Genomic DNA, 16,834 nt, shown 5'->3' with positions numbered 1-16,834 from the left:
CGCTGGCTGAACTGCAGAGTAGATGAGAGATGACAGCAAGACCCCCAAAAAGTAATGCGGCGCGCCGCCAGTTCCTGTTCGACTCCGCCAAGATGGTGTGCGGAGTCGGCATGCTCGGACTGGGGCTGGGCCTTTATGCCAAGCAGAGCAAGGCCTTGCCGGCGCTCGCCCTGCGCCCGCCGGGCGCCCTGCCCGAAAACGATTTTCTCGGTGCCTGCATCCGCTGCGGCCTGTGCGTGCGCGACTGCCCGTACAACACGCTGGAACTGGCCAAGCCGGAAGCCCCGGTCGCGACCGGCACACCGTATTTCACCGCCCGCAACATCCCCTGCGAGATGTGCGAGGACATTCCCTGCGTCAAGGCCTGCCCGACCAAGGCGCTGGACCACGGGCTGAACGACATCAACAAGGCGAAGATGGGCGTTGCGGTGCTCATCGACCACGAAACCTGCCTCAATTTCCTCGGTCTGCGCTGCGACGTGTGCTATCGCGTCTGCCCGGTGATCGACAAGGCGATCACGCTCGACATGCAGCCCAACACGCGTACCGGACGGCACGCCATGTTCCTGCCGACGGTGCATTCGGATCATTGCACCGGCTGTGGCAAGTGCGAGAAATCCTGCGTGCTGGAAGAGGCGGCGATCCGTGTCCTGCCGCCCAAGCTGGCCAAGGGCCAGCTCGGCAAGCATTACCGCGTCGGCTGGGACGAACAGAAGAAGGTCGGCCATTCGCTGATCGACGAATCGAAGATGATCGACCTGCCGGACCGCCTGCCCGAAGGCGCCCAATTGCCCGGGCACTACGATCCGGCCTCCGGCCATACCGAAGCCCTGCGCGGCATGTCGGGCAGCGAAGCGGGGGCCATCCCCAGCCTGCCGCCCGGACTGGGGGGCAAGCCATGAGTCCGGTTGCCCACAACAAGCGCATCGGCGCCGAGGCAGTCGTAGCAAAAGGCTGGCTGGGCGCCCACAAATGGCTGCTCCTGCGCCGCATTTCGCAGCTCACCATTCTGACTTTGTTCCTGCTCGGGCCGCTGGCCGGCATCTGGATCGTCAAGGGCAACCTGAACTACAGCTACACGCTGGGCGTGCTGCCGCTGACCGACCCCTATGTCGTCCTGCAGTCGCTACTGGCCGGCCATGTCCAGGAAAAGCTCGGGCTGATCGGCGTCGGCATCGTGCTGGCCTTCTATTTCCTGGTCGGCGGCCGCGTCTATTGCAGCTGGGTGTGCCCGGTGAACATGGTGACCGATGCCGCCGGCTGGTTGCGCGACCGGCTGGGTATCAAGGGGGCGGGCAGCCTGTCGGCGAAGACGCGCTACTGGATACTGGGCATGACCCTGGTCGGTTCGGCGGTGACCGGCGTCGTGTTGTGGGAACTGGTCAATCCGGTATCGATGCTGCATCGCGGGCTGATCTTTGGGATCGGCAGCGCCTGGATGATCGTCCTCGCCATATTCCTGTTCGACCTGTTCGTCATGACGCGCGGCTGGTGCGGCCGGCTGTGCCCGGTCGGTGCCTTCTACGGCCTGCTCGGCAAATGGAGCCCGGTACGGATTTCGGCCAGCAAGCGCAGCGCCTGCAACGACTGCATGGACTGCTTCGAAGTCTGCCCGGAGCCGCAGGTCATCCGCCCGGCCCTCAAGGGCGAGGGCAAGGGCGTCGGCCCGGTGATCCTGGCGCCCAACTGCACCAATTGCGGACGTTGTATCGATGTCTGTTCGAAGGATGTCTTCACCTTCGGGCTGCGCAGCAATAACCCGGTTTCGACTGCCGCCGTCATGGTGCAGCGCGAGGCCAAGTGATGATCGAGTCTTAGAGGAGGAGCGCCCATCATGAAACACACCGTGAAGCTGTCCTGCGCCGTTCTGGCATCCGTCGCCTGCTGGGCGTTTGCGTCACCGGCCTTGGCGCAGGAGGCGCCCAAGCCGATGCGCGGGGCCGATGTCGCGGCCGTCGACCAGGCCCCCGAGGCCAAGAAGTACCTGGGCGGCAAGCCGGGCGGGCAGGAAAAGGTGGCGCGGACCTTCAAGGAACAACCGCCAGTCATTCCGCATGCCGTCGAGAATTTCGACGAAATCACGCTCGAGGAAAACCAGTGCCTGACCTGTCACAGCGCGGCCAATTACCAGAAGAAGAAGGCGCCGAAAATAGGCGACAGCCATTTCCGCGATCGTGAAGGCAAGGTGCTGCCAGAAGCCTCGGCCCTGCGCCACAACTGCGTGCAGTGCCACGTGCCGCAGGTCGATGCGCCGCCGCTGGTCGATAACGACTTCAAGGGCAACCTGGCCGAAGGCAAGGTGAAGGCGGCCAAGAAAAAGAACTGAAAGTGTGGGCAATAAAAAAGGGAGCCTAGGCTCCCTTTTGTGTTGATAGCCTGTCGCTTCAGGCGGCGGTCAGTGCGCCGCGCATCTTCTGCAGCGCCTTGGCCTCGATCTGCCGGATGCGTTCGGCCGATACGTCGAATTCCGCCGCCAGTTCATGCAGAGTGGCGGCTTCGCCTTCGCTCAGCCAGCGGGCTTCGACGATGCGGCGGCTGCGCGGGTCCAGACCTTCCAGTGCGGCCTGCAGGCCTTCATTCTGCTGGTAGGCCAGCGCCTTGTTTTCGAGAACCCGGGTCGGCTCGTAACGCGAGTCGGCCAGGTAGTCGATCGGCGCGAAGGCTTCGTCGCCATCGTCCGGGTTGCCTTCCAGGGCCAGATCGCGGCCGGACAGGCGGGTTTCCATCTCGACGACTTCTTCGCGCTTGACGCCCAGGCGGACGGCCACTTCGGCGGCTTGCGTACCGGACAGGGTATCGACGCCTTCGTAGTCGTTCTTCAGGCTTCGCAGGTTGAAGAACAGCTTGCGCTGCGCCTTGGTGGTGGCGACCTTGACCAGGCGCCAGTTCTTCAGGATGTATTCGTGAATCTCGGCCTTGATCCAGTGCATGGCGAAGGACACCAGGCGAACGCCGCGTGCCGGGTCGTAGCGCTTGACCGCCTTCATCAGGCCGATATTGCCTTCCTGGATCAGGTCGGCGTGCGGCAGGCCATAGCCGAGATAGCCGCGGGCAATGGATATGACGAGGCGCAGGTGCGACAACACGAGCTGACGCGCCGCCTCCACATCGCCATCGTTGTGGAAACGCTCGGCCAGCCGGATTTCTTCCGCTTCGGACAACATCGGATATCGATTCGCCACTTGAATGTAGGCGTCGATGTTGCCGACGGTCGAGGGGATGGGAAGAGCCAGGGCATGAGACATAGCGTTCAATCCTCCTTCAAGGTTCACCAATATTTTAGCACTCGCAGCCTAGGAGTGCTAAGAGGTGAAAAAGTTTCTGGCTTATCTGTTGTTCTGGCCTATCCGACGGAGCGAAACCGGCTGCTGGCGGCTCGGCCTTACGCGCAGCTCAGCAGTTTCGGCGCGTTATCCAGGCATCGATCAATCCGGGACAGCAGGTCGGTCACCCGGTAAGGCTTCACCAGGTAGTCGCTGATTCCCAGCTGCTTGCTGCGCAAAACGCTGTCCCTATCGTCCGCCCCTGTGAGCATGATGACCGGCAGCGTGAAGGATTCGGGGCGCTCGCGTATTTTGCTGAGCACCGTAAAGCCATCGACGTCCGGCATATGGACGTCGAGCAGGACTAGATCGAAGAAGGCCGTGCCGAGCAGTTCCAGCGCCCGACTACCCGTCGCGGCAAGAATGACCTCGAAACCCTCCAGCCAGAGCATGCGAGACAGCGTGCCGCGCATCTCCTCCTGATCGTCTACGACCAGAAGCCGCCGCCGCCTTCCATTCTCGTCTCTACGCACTGCATTCGGCACAGCTGTTTCCTTGATCGCGGTATGTCAATGTTGAGGCGCAGCGCGCCGACCCCAGTATTGCAGGATGACGTTAGATTAATACGCCAGTCGACTAACAAAAATACCACCTTTGACCTAGCGCCGGGTTTTTCCTTGCGCCTGCGCCAAACTTGCTTGCTACCATACGCCACAATAAAACCGATCCGGGGCCTTGGCTTCGGGCAATCGATATTCAGGGAGCCCACTCATGCGTTTCGCGTTCTTTCAGCTTGGCATTCGGGCCAAGCTGATTGCGCTCTTTCTTGCCATCAAGGTCATCCCGCTGATTCTGCTTGCTCTGCTGGCCTGGCAGGGCGTCTCCAGTCTGGGAGGCGTCGTCGCCGGCCTGGCCGACGGCTGGAGTACGGAGGTGCGTAACCTGGCGTCGGCCATGGGGACGAATTTTACGCGAGAGGCGGAAAATGCGCTCAACGAACGGGCGCGTGAAGAGCTTGAACGCCTGACCACCGATACGGCACGGGCGGTCGCCGATTTCCTCCATGACCGCGACCGCGACATCCTGCTCGCCGCCCAATTGGAACCCGGCAACGACAGCTACCGGGGTTTCGTGGCCAACCGCAGGCGGGGCCTGTTCGATGCCGGGAAATGGGGGCTTGCCGACGACGGCAAGGCTTGGACTCCCGTCGGCGGAAAAACGGAGCCCGCCGAATCTATTGCGCCGCGCAATCCCGAAAACCGGCAGGATTTCCACTATCGCCCCCCGGAGACCGTCCTGCGTAAGGTCGAGCGGCCGCTGTACCACGAAATCACTTTTGTCGGCCTGGACGGGCGCGAGAAGGTCAAAGTGTCGACCAGTTCGCTGCTGCCGGCCGACCTGCGCGACGTCTCGAAGCGGGACAACACTTATTGCCGGGCAGAAACCTACTTCGCCGAAATTTCCCGGCTCAAGCCGGGGCAGGTCTGGGTTTCCGAGGTGATCGGCCCCTACGTCGGATCGCGCATCATCGGCAGCACGGCGCCTGACGCCGCCAAGCGCCTGGGCATCCCGTTCGAGCCGGAAAAGGAGGCCTATGCCGGGCGCGAAAACCCGGTCGGCAAGCGCTTCCAGGGCATCGTCCGCTGGGCGACCCCGGTGGTGCGCAACGGCCAGGTCGTCGGCTATGTCACGCTGGCCCTCGACCACGCGCACCTGATGAGCTTCACCGACAACCTGTCCCCCACGTCCGACCGCTACGCGGCCATCCCGAATGCCGCGGACGGCAACTATGCCTTCATGTGGGACCACCTCGACCGCGCCATCGCCCATCCCCGCCATCATTCCATTGTCGGTTTCGATCCGGCGCGCGGCGTACGCGTCGTGCCATGGCTAACGGACGATCTGTATGCTGGTTGGCAGCAAAGCGGTTTGCCGCTGCAGCGTTTTCTCGACAGCATTCCGCCGTTCGACCGCCAGTCGCGTGATCGCAAGCCGGCCCCGGCGCTGATGCGCGCCGGCATGCTCGGCCTGGACTGTCGTTACCTCAATTTTGCCCCGCAGTGCCAGGGTTGGCACGATCTCACCGAAAAGGGCGGATCCGGCTCGTTCCTGATCAACTGGTCGGGGGTCTGGAAACTGACGACGGCCGCCGCCATTCCGTACTGGACGGGCCAGTACGCCAAGAGTCCGCGCGGTTTCGGCTACATCACCATCGGCGCCAATATCGACTACTTCCACCAGCCGGCCGTGCTGACCGGCAACAAAATGGCCGCCCTGGTGAGCGAGTTCGGGGCGCACATGCAGCAGGAACAAAATAGCCTGCACGCCAAGATGACCGAGGCCATGGCGAATATCGCCGGCAGCCTGAGCGTGACGACGCTGGGCATGATCGCCATGGTCATTGCCATCGCGATCTGGCTCGCCCGCGTGCTGACACGGCGCATCACCTACCTGACGGACGGTTTGCAGCGCATCGAACAAGGCGACTTCAGTTACCGGCTGGACAAGGCCGCAGACGATGAAATGGGTCGTCTGGTCGATTCGCTGAACCGGATGGCCGACAGTGTCCAGGCTTCGATCCTGAAACTGGAGGAGAGCCAGATCGAAGCCCTGCAGAAATCCGAGGAGCAATACCGGCAAGTGGTCAACAACGCGGTGGAAGGCATCCTGGTTCTGCAGGAGGGGTGCATCGTCTTCGCCAATCCGCCGTTCGCCCGGATGGCCGGCCGCAGCCACGAAGCCCTGGACGGCCTCAGCGTTGCGGACCTGGCCCATCCGGCCGACCAGGCGCAGTTGACCGCCGTATTGTCGGAATCGGCATGGGCAGACGGAGTAAACAGGCGCTGCGCATTCCGGTTTGCCGGCGGCGACAGCGCAACCATCTGGACAGAATTGTCGGCGGTCGGCATCAGCTGGCTCGGCCAGCCGGCCATGCTCGTCTTCGTCTCCGACGTCACCGAGCGCCACCGGCTCGAAGTCAACATCAAGGAGGTTCTGGCCGAGCGGGAAACCATCCTCGAGCATGCCGTGGTCGGCATCGCCTTCCTGAATCCGGAAGGGCGCCCCTTGTGGGCCAACCGGGCCATGGGCGACCTTTTCGGCATCGAACCCCGACAGACCTTCGGTTCCTCGCTCGAGCCCTACTATGCTACCCGCGACGAATACCTGGCGATGGGCAAGGCGGCCCTGTCGGCCATACAGCGGCGGCAGCCATACATCGTCGAAGCGCGCATGCGGCGGGCCGACGGCACCTTGTTCTGGGCGCAGGTCAGCGGCCGGGCCATCAATCCCGACGATCTTTCCCAGGGTACCGTGTGGGTCGTCACCGACATTTCGCAGCGCCGCGAACTGGAGGAAAAACTGCTGCGCACGACGGCAGAGTGGGAAACCATCCTGCAGAGCACCTTGATCGGTATCACCTACACCAGCAATCGGGTGCTGCGCTTCGTCAACCAGACCTTTGCCGACATGGTGGGACGCGATCGCGCTGAAATGATCGGCCACAGCAGCCAGATCTACTATCCCGACGAGGAATCGTGGCGGCAGACCGGCGATCTGGCCTATCCGGTGCTGGCCCGGGGCGAGCCCTATGCCGGGGAACGGCGCCTCAAGCGCAAGAACGGCGAAACCTTCTGGGCCCAGATTTACGGCAAATGCGTCTATCCCAGCGATCCGGCACGAGGGGTCATCTGGACCTTCATCGACATCAGCGAGCGGCGCAAGGCCGAACAGGACATCCTCAAGCTGGTCGTCGAGCAGCGCCAGCTCAACGAACTGAAGAACCGTTTCGTTTCGATGACCTCGCACGAGTTCCGCACCCCTTTGGCCACCATCCTGTCGTCGGCCGAACTGTTGCGCTACTACGGCAAGCGCCTGCCCGACGAAGAGAAGGAGCAGGTCCTGATCAACATCGATGCGGCGGTAATGCGGATGACGCGCTTGTTGGACAACGTCCTTGTACTCGGGCGGGCCGATGCCGGGCAGCTGGAATTCAAGCCGGCGCCAACCCACATCGCCGGATTTTGCCGGAAGCTGGTCGAGGAAGTCGCTCAGGCGGCCATGCAGGGGGGGCATGGTTCTCCCAGCTTCAACTATTCCTGCGCCAATGCCGAGGATATGGTGCTGGTCGATGAAAAGTTGCTCCAGCAGTTGCTCGGCAATTTGTTGAGCAATGCCTTCAAGTATTCGCCCAATGACCAGCCGGTGCACTTCGACGTCGACAGCGACGACGAAGTGATTCGCTTCCGGATCGCCGATAAGGGTATCGGCATTCCGCCGGAACACCTGCCGAAGCTGTTCGCGACCTTCCAGCGCGCCAGGAACGTTGGCAGCATTGCCGGAACGGGCCTCGGCATGGCGATTGTGAAGCGTGCCCTCGACCTGCACGGCGGCAAGATCACGGTGGACTCCGCAATCGGTCTCGGTACCACCTTCACCGTGACGATTCCCAAACAGCTCATCGACGAGGCCACAGCATGAGTACCCTGTTGATCATTGAAGACGACGTCCATATCCGCGGCAATCTGCGTCTTGTCCTCGGCCTGGAGGGCTTCCGGGTGATCGAGGCGGAGACCGGGGGCGAGGGTCTCGCCTTGGCGCTGCGTGGTGAGGCGGATGGCATCCTGTGCGACGTCATGCTGCCCGAAATCGACGGCTTCGAGATCCTGGCGCGCTTGCGCAACGCCCCGGCCTGGCGTCCGGTTCCCTTCATCTTCCTGTCGGCCCGGGCCGACAGTGCCAGCCGTCAGGCGGGGCTGGCTTTGGGCGCCAGCGACTATCTGACCAAACCGTTCGCGCTGAGCGAAGTCATTTCTCTGGTCAGGCGCCACGTCGACAAGGCTTCGCCATGACGGCAATTTTCGACAATAATTGGCGAGGACTGGCCTTGCCCGTCGCACATTTTCGATAGCGGTCAACCACGGCCGTGAGTCGCGGCAAAGAGGAGCTGGTAATCAATCCGGGGAAGGCAACACTACTATTCAGGCAAAGCCAGCCGGTCAGGGCGCTGTGCGCGTTGTCGCTGATCCTGCTGGTTGCTGTCGTGCTTGGCGCGAGCATCCTGCTGCAGAAGCTGCGCCAGCGGGAACTGGCGCATGTGCAGGCCGAAATCGCCAGTCTGAGCCGGATACTTGCCGAGCAAACCACGCGCTCGGTCGATGGCATGACGCAAGCCATGCAGGGTGCGCGTGATCGGCTATCCGACCATATCGGCCAGAAACTGGCTTTGAACAGCACCCCCGTCCAATTGTTGCTGCAAGCCCGTATCGCGGGTCTGCCTCAGGTGAAATCGATGTTTGTCGTCGATCGAAACGGCATGGTGGTGAATTCATCGAGGGCCGATCTGAACGCCCCGTTCAGTGTCGTGCAGCGCGATTTCTATAAACACTTCCAGACGCCGGGGACCGACGAACTCTATATTTCCCGGCCGGAGCGCGCGCGCCTGGACGGGCAATGGACCTTCTACCTGGCCATGCCATTTCTCGATGCGGGAGGCCAGTTCCGGGGGCTGGTCGCGGTTGCGGTGAATATCGGCTACTTCGAGGAACTGTACCAGAGCATCGGCCTGGACTCGGTCAGCCGGATACTGTTGCTGAACTGGGATGGCGTGATCATGGCCAGCAACAGCGCAACCCAGGAGCGGATGGGCGAGTTCGTCCAAGAAAAGGACGTCCTCGCCACGACCAAGCAGGCGCCAAATGGAGAGATCGTCATCGCGACCCAGGATGACGCCGGCGAACACCGCTATTCCGGCTATCGTCTGGTCGCGAAATATCCGCTCATCATCGCTCCTTCCGTCAAGGAGAGCGAGGCGCTGGTTTCGTGGCAAATGGTGGCGATTCCGATTGCCATCAGTGCGATGGTGGCGGTCATTTTCATCGTGGCCGCCACTTTCATGGTCATCATGAACGTGCTGCGCAAGGAGCACATGGCCATGGCGCTGCGCGAGAGCGACGAGCGGCTGCGCTACATGGTCCAGTCAGTCCGGGATGCCATGCTGTCGATCGGCGCCTCCGGGAAAGTCACGCTGTTCAATCCAGCAGCGGAACGGATATTCGGGCTCAATGCCCAGGATGTTCTCGGGCGAGACTTTGCCCAGGTTTTTCTCAGCAACCAGCCCAAGTTGCTGGTTTGGCCCCTGATAAACTATGTCAATACGGGCTTGGTTTCGCCTCCCGGCAGTTCCATTCTCAGCATTGTTTCCCTGGGCCGGGCCGAGGGTGAGTTTCCCGTCGAACTGAGCTTGTCCACGTCGATGTTCCATGGCGAGCCTCAGGTAACGGTCTGTCTGCGCGATTTGTCGGAACGGCAGCAGGCGGAATACGAGTTGATAGAAAGCAATCGCCAGCTCCAGGAGCTTTCGGCCGCGCTGGAAACCGTTCGTGAAGAAGAGCGATCGAGAATTTCCCGGGAGCTGCACGATGAGCTGGGGCAGGCTCTGACCGGGCTGCGCATGGAGGTTTCGTGGCTGGGGTCGCGGCTGCAGGCGCTGCAGCCTGGAATGGAAAAGAAGGTGACATCGGTCAAAAAGCTGATCGACACCACCATTGCCTCCGTGCGGCGGATTTCGTCCGAACTCCGGCCGCTGGTGCTCGACGACCTTGGCTTTGCTGCGGCGGCGAACTGGTACGTAGACCAGTACGCGACGCGTACCGGTATTGCGGTCAACCTGATCCTCCCCGAGCGGGACCCGGAGAATGGCGGCGCGGTGGCCACCACGCTGTTCCGGGTGTTGCAGGAGTCGCTGACCAATATTGCCAAGCATGCCCAGGCGAATAACGTGCATGTCCGGCTCGCTATTGTCGATAATTGGTGGCAACTGTCGATACAGGACGACGGCGTCGGCTTTGACGGGGGAATCCGGACACGCGGAGGAATCGGTTTGGCCGGCATGAAGGAAAGAGCACAGATTTTGGGCGGGAACTTCTCCCTGACGGCGGCTTCCGGTCAGGGCACGGTGGTGGAAGTTCGCTTGCCTGTCGAGAATTTGGAAAAGGTTGCGTGATGGAGAAAATTAGCGTTCTGCTGGCCGACGACCACCGGATCATCCGTGATGGCCTGAGGCAGATATTGGCCGATACCGAGGATCTGGCGGTGAACGGCGAGGCCGCCAACGGCATCGAACTGATGCAACTGGTTCGCGAGAAGGAGTGGGGCATCCTGGTCCTCGATATTTCGATGCCCGGCCGCAGCGGCCTCGACCTGATCCGGATGATCAAGGACGAAAAACCGTCGCTGCCCATTCTCGTACTCAGCATGCATCACGAAGACCAGTATGCCGTGCGGGCCATCCATGCCGGGGCCTCCGGTTACGTGACCAAGGAAAGCGATAGCGATCTGCTGGTCAGTGCAATGCGGCGCGTCGCAGCGGGTGGCGTGTATATCAGCGACAAGGTCGCCGAACTGATGGTGCGCGGCGTCCGACCGAATGTTGAGCCGCTGCCGCACGACTTGCTGTCGGATCGCGAATTCCAGGTGTTCAACATGCTGGTTGCCGGGATGGGGCTGTCGGAAATCGGCAGCGAACTTTCGCTGAGCGTGAAAACGATCAGTACGCACAAGACCCATATCCTGCAAAAAATGAGTCTGACGAATACGGCCGAGTTGGTTCGTTATGCCATTGCCCACCAGTTGGCTGAACCCGGCAACTTATAGAGCTCTGAATAGGAATATTCCTATAGCGCTTTTAGTCCCTTGCTGATGCAGGGGTATTGGGCGCGTCGCTACACTTCCTACCTAACAAATCTTAACCATTAGTTCTTCTGAATTAATGCGGTGTACTCGGGAACGCAAGGTTCCTGAGTTTTGTGAAAGGGTAGAGAAATGAAATCTGGTATCGCTCGTCTTTCGTTGATTGCCGCCTCGGCGGTTGTCTTGGCCTTTTCGTCCGCCGCTGGGGCGGCTGTCGATGCAGACGCGGCCAAGGCGCTTGCCAAGAAGAATGACTGCTTCAAGTGTCATGCCATCGACAAGACCAAGAAGGGTCCTTCCTACCAAAAGATCGCCGCCAAGTACAAGGGCAAGGAAGCCGAGGGCGAGCAGAAGATGATCAAGAACATCACCACCGGCCCGAAGGTCAAGCTGGAGGATGGCACGGAAGAGGATCACAAGATCATCGATACCAAGGACCAGGCGGAGATGAAGAATCTGGTGCAGTGGATTCTCTCGCAGTAACTCGGTTCAAAGCATCAATGTGCTGACGTCGCCGGCGATAGGGCGCTGGCGACAGGCAAATTAGGGGGTACTTATGAAGGCTGTGCGACAGTTTCTGGCGCTGACCGTGTGTGTCGGCGCTCTTTTTGGTGGGGCAGCGTTTGCGGCTGATGCTCCGAAGGCCGAGGTCAAGGCGGGAGCTAAGGATTTGATCCTCAAGGGCGACGCGAAATGTACCGGCTGCCACGATGAGGCGGACGACACCAAACCCACCATGCTCGATCTCAAGCCGTCGGTTCTGGCGATCGGCAAGACCAAGCACGGCACGGTCGCAGACGGTCGCACACCGACGTGTACCGATTGCCACGGCGCTAGCGAAAAGCACGTCAATCACAAGGGTAGCGACAAACCCCCAAAGGCTGACCGCACCTTCGGCAAGGGCTCGAAAACTCCCGTCGATGCCCGCAATGATGCCTGTCTGAACTGCCACCAGGGCGGCAAGCACACCAATTGGCAATCGAGCTTGCACGCCAATCGCGACGTAGCCTGTACGTCCTGCCACAAGGTACATGCGGCGCACGACAAGGTCCGCGAAAAAGCCACGCAGGCCGAAGTCTGCTTCACCTGCCATAAGGAGCAGCGGGCTCAGGTCAACCGGCCGTCGCATCACCCGGTGATCGAAGGCAAGATGTCCTGCACCTCTTGCCATGATGTGCACAGCGACAATCCGAAGGCGCTGATCAAGACCAGCCTGAACGACACCTGCTACACCTGCCACATGGAAAAGCGTGGCCCGTTCGTGCATAACCACCAGCCGGTGACTGAAGACTGTGCTATCTGCCACAACCCGCATGGCACCACCATTCCTAATCTGCTGAAGTCGCGTCCGCCTTTCCTGTGCCAGGAATGCCACAACCATGACAGCCATCCGGGCCAGATCGCCGGGCTACCCAACAACGTTGCTGCGAACGGCACCTCGGTTGTCGGGACTGTCGGGCGCGGTTGTCTGAACTGCCACACCAATATCCACGGCGGCAACAGTACACAGAACAACGCGACCGCCGGACGCTTCCGTCGCTGATCGAGAAGGGGGAACGAATCATGTACGACACGCAAATGAACTTCCGACTGAGCGCGATGGCTATCGCCTTGCTCTCCGTTTTTGGAACAGCTTGGGCCGACGATGAAGAAATCGCCGAATTGATCAAGCCGGAAAGCTCGGTTTCCGTCGGAATCGGTGGCTGGTCGAAAGATCGCCCCCAGCAAGGCATTTACGATGCCATGCGCGAAAGTGGGCCTTACGGTCTGATCGACGCCGATATCGTCAAGCGCGACGATGCGACCGGGACCTGGATGAAACTCAAGGGCACCAATCTCGGTCTGGACAACCGGGAACTCAAGGGCGAGTACCTGCGCCAGGGGGATTTTGGCATCTCGCTGGACTACAACAAGCTGACCCGCGACAACCCGAATACTTTTAATACCAATCTGCAAGGCATCGGTAGCACGACCTTGATCGAGAGCAACAATGCAGCTCTTGCGAAGCCGGCGGTCAACCTCGGTACCAGCCGTGAAAGCATCGGTCTCGGTCTGTACAAAAACCTGGCCCCAGGCCTCGATTTCAACCTCACCTTCAAAAACGAGGAAAAGAACGGTACCCGCGCCTGGGGGCGTGGCGGTCCCAATCAGTTTCCAGAATTTGCTGTAGAGCCGATCGACAGCACGATCAAGCAGATCGAGGGCACGTTGAGCTATGCAACCAAAACGCTGCAGCTTTCGGGCGGCTATTATGGAAGTTGGTACGAAAACAACAACAAAATGGTCACGATGAGCACTTTGGGCGTCGTACCCACCGGTGTCGGGACCAACAATCCGAGCACAACCTATCTCTCATTGCCGCTCGACAACCAGGCCCATCAGCTGTTCTTGAATGGCGGCTATACCTTCTCGCCGACCACGCGGGCGACGTTGAAGATGTCGTATACCCACGCCACGCAAAATGATCATTTGCCGACTACTGATATTCCCGGCTTGTCGTTGGCTGGCGCGCCGTCCAGTCTGAACGGCGAGGTCAATACCACGCTTGTCCAACTCGGACTGACGTCGCGCCCCCTGAAGGACTTGTCCATCATGGCCAACCTGCGCTATCACGACGTGAAGGACGAAACCCCTGTCGCACGCTTTGTCCAAAGCAACGCCGCCTGCGCTTCAGGCCAGTGCGTCGATAACACCCCGTTCTCCTACAAGACCATCAGCGGAAAACTGGAAGGTACTTATCGCTTGGGGGACGGCTACAGCGTTATTGCCGGGGTCGAAGAACGCCGTCAGAACCGTGTCGTGCCGGTCTCCAATGCGAACGGCACCGGTGCCCTGGCTGGTGCCGATACGCAGCGCGTGGTGCCGATGCGCACCGACGTCGATGAGACTACTTGGCGTCTGGAGTTGCGGCGTTCGCTGTCCGATACGCTGAACGGCTCGTTGGCCTATCTGTACAGCCAGCGGACCGGCTCGAGCTACCTCAAGGTGGCAGGCCCCGGGAATAGCATCACGAACGGCATCGGTGCACCCGGCCCGAGCAATATGATCAATCCGCTGAATATTGCCGACCGCGATCGCAGTAAGGTGCGCCTTGCCCTCGACTGGAGTCCGCTTGAAAGCCTCGCCTTCCAGTTCAATGTCGAACAAGCGCGCGACAAGTACGAGCACAGTGCGGATCGCCCCTACGGCTTGGATGAAGGGACGAACGAGCTCTATACCTTCGATGTCAGCTACACGGTCAGCGAGAAGTGGAAAATCAACGCTTGGTTCTCACACGATCGTAGCCAAGCCACGCAGGTCAACAGCCGGGCCAATAACGGCGGTGGTACTGCTGTCCTGAGAAAAGACTACGAGCTGACCGATACGGGTAACTCCATCGGTTTCGGTGTGCGCGGCGAACCCACTTCGCGGATCAAGCTTGGTGGCGACCTGCAATGGTCACGCAATGTCAGCCGGTATGACCAGGATCTTGGCATCATTACGGCAGGCACTGTCATTCCGGCAAACTACACGCCCGGGCTGGCCGATATCCAGAACAAGTTGCTTCGTTTGAGCCTCTTCTCCACCTACAGCCTGGCCAAGAACTCCGACTTGCGTCTCGACTTGATCCACGAACGCTGGGAGACCAACGACTGGTCATGGATGTATGCCAGCGGTACGGCATTCACCTACGGGAACGGCGCGGTCGATGGCACCACGGTTACCGCCAATCCACGCCAGAACGCCACCTTTGTCGGCATGCGCTACATATACAAGTTCCAGTAAGCCGGTCGGAGAAATTTGAAACACAAAAACGAACAGGATCGCGAACATCGGGTCCTGTTTTCATTTGGCGCCGGGCATTCCGTCTTGTGCCAAGCTGAAGGTGAGAACAACAATGCGTACGCACCGCATCAATTTTAGAGAACTGCTCCGCATCCTGGCCTTGGCCGGGGCCATGTTGGCGAGTCAGGCGGGAATTGCCGCCGATGTGCCCGCCGAACTGAAAAGCACGGCATGCCTGTCGTGCCATGAGACCGGGAAGAAAAAGATATCCGTTCCCGGCCCCGACGACAAAGCGCGCACGCTCGCTCCCGTGCACCGGGGCAAGCTGGGCAAGAGCGTCCATGCCAGCATGGAATGCGTCGCCTGCCACACCGACATCGTCGATGCCAAGGAAAAGCACGAAAAAGCGCCCAACGTCGCCAAGCCGGACTGCGCGACCTGCCACGCCAAGCTGTGGGACGAGGCCAAGGCCAATCCGGCCGGCAAGGAGCGTCTTGGGATCGTGGCACAGAACATCGATGCCTATAAGGCTTCGTTCCATGCCCGGCCGGATACCGACCATCCTGAGCGGCCGAAGGCAGTCTGCGGTGAGTGCCACGCCACCCACGAGTTTGCCGTGCCCAAGAAAGGCACCCCGGAACGCGAACAGTGGCGCCTGACCATCCCTAAGACCTGCGGCGAGAAATGCCACGAGGAGCAACTGGAAGACTACGAAGGATCGGTGCACGGCAAGCTGACCATGGGCAAGGACGATCCCAAGGGAGCGATCTGTATCGATTGCCATACGACGCACGAAATCCGCGGCGCCTCGTCCGATCCGTTCAAGCTCAAGAACGTGGAAGCGTGCGGCGATTGCCACACGGACGAATTACACAGCTACCGCGACACCTATCACGGCCAGGTGAACAAGCTGGGTTATACCTACACCGCCAAGTGCTCCAATTGCCACGGCAGCCACGGCATCGCCAAAGTCGATGATCCGGCCTCCAAGGTGCACGTCAAGAACCGCCTGAAGACCTGCCAGGAGTGCCACAACGAGAAGAAGGGCCTGCCGCTGGCGACCGAGGGCTTCATTACCTTCGGCCCGCACGCCAACGGCCACGATTTCGACAAGTATCCGCAGATGTGGATCGCCACCAAGTTCATGGTCGCCCTGCTGATCGGCGTCTTCGCCTTCTTCTGGCTGCATTGCGGCCTGTGGTACTACCGCGAATGGCAGGAGCGCAAGGCGCACAAGACGGTGTCTCGCGTCTCTACCGAGGCCCTGGGCCTGGCCAAGCCGGAGAAGCACTTCCAGCGCTTTGCCTGGGGTTGGCGCGTGGCGCACCTGGCCTTCGCGCTGGTCACCATGACCCTCGTCATTACCGGCACCTCGGCCCTGTTCTCGAGCAGCAGCTGGGCGCCGCTGGTGGCGGCCGCGGTGGGCGGCCCCAAGGTGCTCGGCATCATTCACCGGGTGGCGGCTGCGCTGTTCGTCGGCATCTTCATGATCCACTTCGTCTATGTCATGCAACGCCTGTTGCGCAGCAAGACTTTCCGCTGGTTCGGGCCGGATTCGCTGATCCCGAACTGGAAGGACTTCGCCGATTGCTGGGGGATGTTCAAGTGGTTCTTCGGCATGGGACCCAAGCCGCAGTTCGAACGCTGGACCTATTTCGAGAAATTCGACTACTGGGCGGTGTTCTGGGGTGTCAACATCATCGGCTGGAGCGGTCTGATGCTGGCCTTCCCGCATATCACGGCCAAGTATTTCCCGGGCTGGGTGTTCAACGTGGCGACCTTGGTCCATGGTGAAGAAGCCTTCCTGGCCGCCGTCTTCCTCTTCACGGTGCATTTCTTCAACAACCACTTCCGCCCGGACAAGCTGCCGCCGCCGGATGTCGTGATGTTCACCGGGACGCAATCGATTGAAGAGTTCCGCAAGGAACACCCGGCGCATTACCGGCGCCTGGTCGAAAGTGGGGAGCTGGACAAGTATCTGGTCGATGCGCCATCGCGCCAAATGCACATCGGGTCGGTTATCCTTGGCTTGGTCCTGATCACCCTGGGTCTGGTACTGCTGGTTCTGGTCGCAACTGGGTTCTTTGCGCACTGAGACAGGCAGTCTCTCACTCACT

Annotated in this window: 13 protein-coding genes; 11 read left to right on the top strand and 2 right to left on the bottom strand. The window is 60.7% G+C overall.

Going from position 1 to position 16,834, the window contains the following annotated elements:
• Positions 1–29: 29 nt before the first annotated feature.
• The 3 genes from napG to LZ012_RS00430 are packed head-to-tail and all read left to right on the top strand — an operon-like array spanning position 30 to position 2,326.
• On the top strand, positions 30–902 hold the full coding sequence (gene napG / locus LZ012_RS00440; protein ID WP_275706400.1) for a ferredoxin-type protein NapG: 873 nt from the start codon (positions 30–32) through the stop codon (positions 900–902).
• Complete coding sequence (napH, locus tag LZ012_RS00435; RefSeq protein WP_275706398.1) at positions 899–1,804, top strand: quinol dehydrogenase ferredoxin subunit NapH; 906 nt, start codon at positions 899–901, stop codon at positions 1,802–1,804. Before napG ends, napH begins: the two co-directional genes overlap by 4 nt.
• A 30-nt stretch (positions 1,805–1,834) precedes the next feature.
• On the top strand, positions 1,835–2,326 hold the full coding sequence (locus tag LZ012_RS00430; protein WP_275706396.1) for a nitrate reductase cytochrome c-type subunit: 492 nt from the start codon (positions 1,835–1,837) through the stop codon (positions 2,324–2,326).
• 58 nt (positions 2,327–2,384) lie between these two features.
• On the opposite strand, the gene rpoH is transcribed toward LZ012_RS00430, so the two are convergent.
• Positions 2,385–3,245 (bottom strand): RNA polymerase sigma factor RpoH, encoded by an 861-nt coding sequence (gene rpoH, locus LZ012_RS00425; protein ID WP_275706394.1) that lies wholly within the window; start codon positions 3,243–3,245, stop codon positions 2,385–2,387.
• Between the two features lie 137 nt (positions 3,246–3,382).
• The gene (locus LZ012_RS00420) at positions 3,383–3,796 is read right to left on the bottom strand and encodes a response regulator (protein WP_275709581.1); all 414 of its coding nucleotides are present in this window, start codon (positions 3,794–3,796) and stop codon (positions 3,383–3,385) included.
• A gap of 238 nt (positions 3,797–4,034) precedes the next feature.
• Between LZ012_RS00420 and LZ012_RS00415 the strand changes: the two genes are divergently transcribed.
• The 8 genes from LZ012_RS00415 to LZ012_RS00380 all read left to right on the top strand — a co-directional run bounded on the left by LZ012_RS00415 (position 4,035) and on the right by LZ012_RS00380 (position 16,812).
• Positions 4,035–7,742, top strand: a complete 3,708-nt coding sequence (locus LZ012_RS00415; protein ID WP_275706392.1) for a PAS domain S-box protein — start codon at positions 4,035–4,037, stop codon at positions 7,740–7,742.
• The gene (locus tag LZ012_RS00410; RefSeq protein ID WP_275706389.1) at positions 7,739–8,113 is read left to right on the top strand and encodes a response regulator transcription factor; all 375 of its coding nucleotides are present in this window, start codon (positions 7,739–7,741) and stop codon (positions 8,111–8,113) included. Before LZ012_RS00415 ends, LZ012_RS00410 begins: the two co-directional genes overlap by 4 nt.
• A gap of 74 nt (positions 8,114–8,187) precedes the next feature.
• Positions 8,188–10,266 (top strand): histidine kinase, encoded by a 2,079-nt coding sequence (locus LZ012_RS00405; protein ID WP_275706387.1) that lies wholly within the window; start codon positions 8,188–8,190, stop codon positions 10,264–10,266.
• Positions 10,266–10,916, top strand: coding sequence for a response regulator (locus LZ012_RS00400; protein ID WP_275709579.1), 651 nt, complete (start codon positions 10,266–10,268; stop codon positions 10,914–10,916). The genes LZ012_RS00405 and LZ012_RS00400 overlap by 1 nt, the downstream gene beginning before the upstream one ends.
• Before the next feature lie 168 nt (positions 10,917–11,084).
• Positions 11,085–11,435, top strand: a complete 351-nt coding sequence (locus tag LZ012_RS00395) for a c-type cytochrome (RefSeq protein ID WP_275706385.1) — start codon at positions 11,085–11,087, stop codon at positions 11,433–11,435.
• Between the two features lie 73 nt (positions 11,436–11,508).
• Positions 11,509–12,495, top strand: coding sequence for a DmsE family decaheme c-type cytochrome (locus tag LZ012_RS00390; protein WP_275706382.1), 987 nt, complete (start codon positions 11,509–11,511; stop codon positions 12,493–12,495).
• Between the two features lie 20 nt (positions 12,496–12,515).
• Entirely contained in the window at positions 12,516–14,717 is a 2,202-nt protein-coding gene (locus LZ012_RS00385) for an MtrB/PioB family decaheme-associated outer membrane protein (RefSeq protein WP_275706380.1), read from the top strand.
• A gap of 112 nt (positions 14,718–14,829) precedes the next feature.
• Complete coding sequence (locus tag LZ012_RS00380; protein WP_275706378.1) at positions 14,830–16,812, top strand: formate dehydrogenase subunit gamma; 1,983 nt, start codon at positions 14,830–14,832, stop codon at positions 16,810–16,812.
• The last annotated feature ends 22 nt before the right edge of the window (positions 16,813–16,834 follow it).

The organism is Dechloromonas hankyongensis, assembly GCF_022012295.1.
In the GTDB taxonomy this organism is placed as follows: domain Bacteria; phylum Pseudomonadota; class Gammaproteobacteria; order Burkholderiales; family Rhodocyclaceae; genus Azonexus; species Azonexus hankyongensis.
The sequence above is the reverse complement of the archived record's forward strand: the minus strand, read 5'-3'. Positions and strand labels throughout refer to the sequence as shown.

What these genes read in the sequence shown, in the direction of transcription:
- LZ012_RS00390 (WP_275706382.1), top strand. Translation starts at nt 11,509, where the DNA reads ATGAAGGCTGTGCGACAGTTTCTGGCGCTGACCGTGTGTGTCGGCGCT.
- LZ012_RS00430 (WP_275706396.1), top strand. Translation starts at nt 1,835, where the DNA reads ATGAAACACACCGTGAAGCTGTCCTGCGCCGTTCTGGCATCCGTCGCC.
- LZ012_RS00415 (WP_275706392.1), top strand. Translation starts at nt 4,035, where the DNA reads ATGCGTTTCGCGTTCTTTCAGCTTGGCATTCGGGCCAAGCTGATTGCG.
- LZ012_RS00410 (WP_275706389.1), top strand. Translation starts at nt 7,739, where the DNA reads ATGAGTACCCTGTTGATCATTGAAGACGACGTCCATATCCGCGGCAAT.
- napG (WP_275706400.1), top strand. Translation starts at nt 30, where the DNA reads ATGACAGCAAGACCCCCAAAAAGTAATGCGGCGCGCCGCCAGTTCCTG.
- LZ012_RS00380 (WP_275706378.1), top strand. Translation starts at nt 14,830, where the DNA reads ATGCGTACGCACCGCATCAATTTTAGAGAACTGCTCCGCATCCTGGCC.
- napH (WP_275706398.1), top strand. Translation starts at nt 899, where the DNA reads ATGAGTCCGGTTGCCCACAACAAGCGCATCGGCGCCGAGGCAGTCGTA.
- LZ012_RS00395 (WP_275706385.1), top strand. Translation starts at nt 11,085, where the DNA reads ATGAAATCTGGTATCGCTCGTCTTTCGTTGATTGCCGCCTCGGCGGTT.
- rpoH (WP_275706394.1), bottom strand. Translation starts at nt 3,245, where the DNA reads ATGTCTCATGCCCTGGCTCTTCCCATCCCCTCGACCGTCGGCAACATC.
- LZ012_RS00400 (WP_275709579.1), top strand. Translation starts at nt 10,266, where the DNA reads ATGGAGAAAATTAGCGTTCTGCTGGCCGACGACCACCGGATCATCCGT.
- LZ012_RS00385 (WP_275706380.1), top strand. Translation starts at nt 12,516, where the DNA reads ATGTACGACACGCAAATGAACTTCCGACTGAGCGCGATGGCTATCGCC.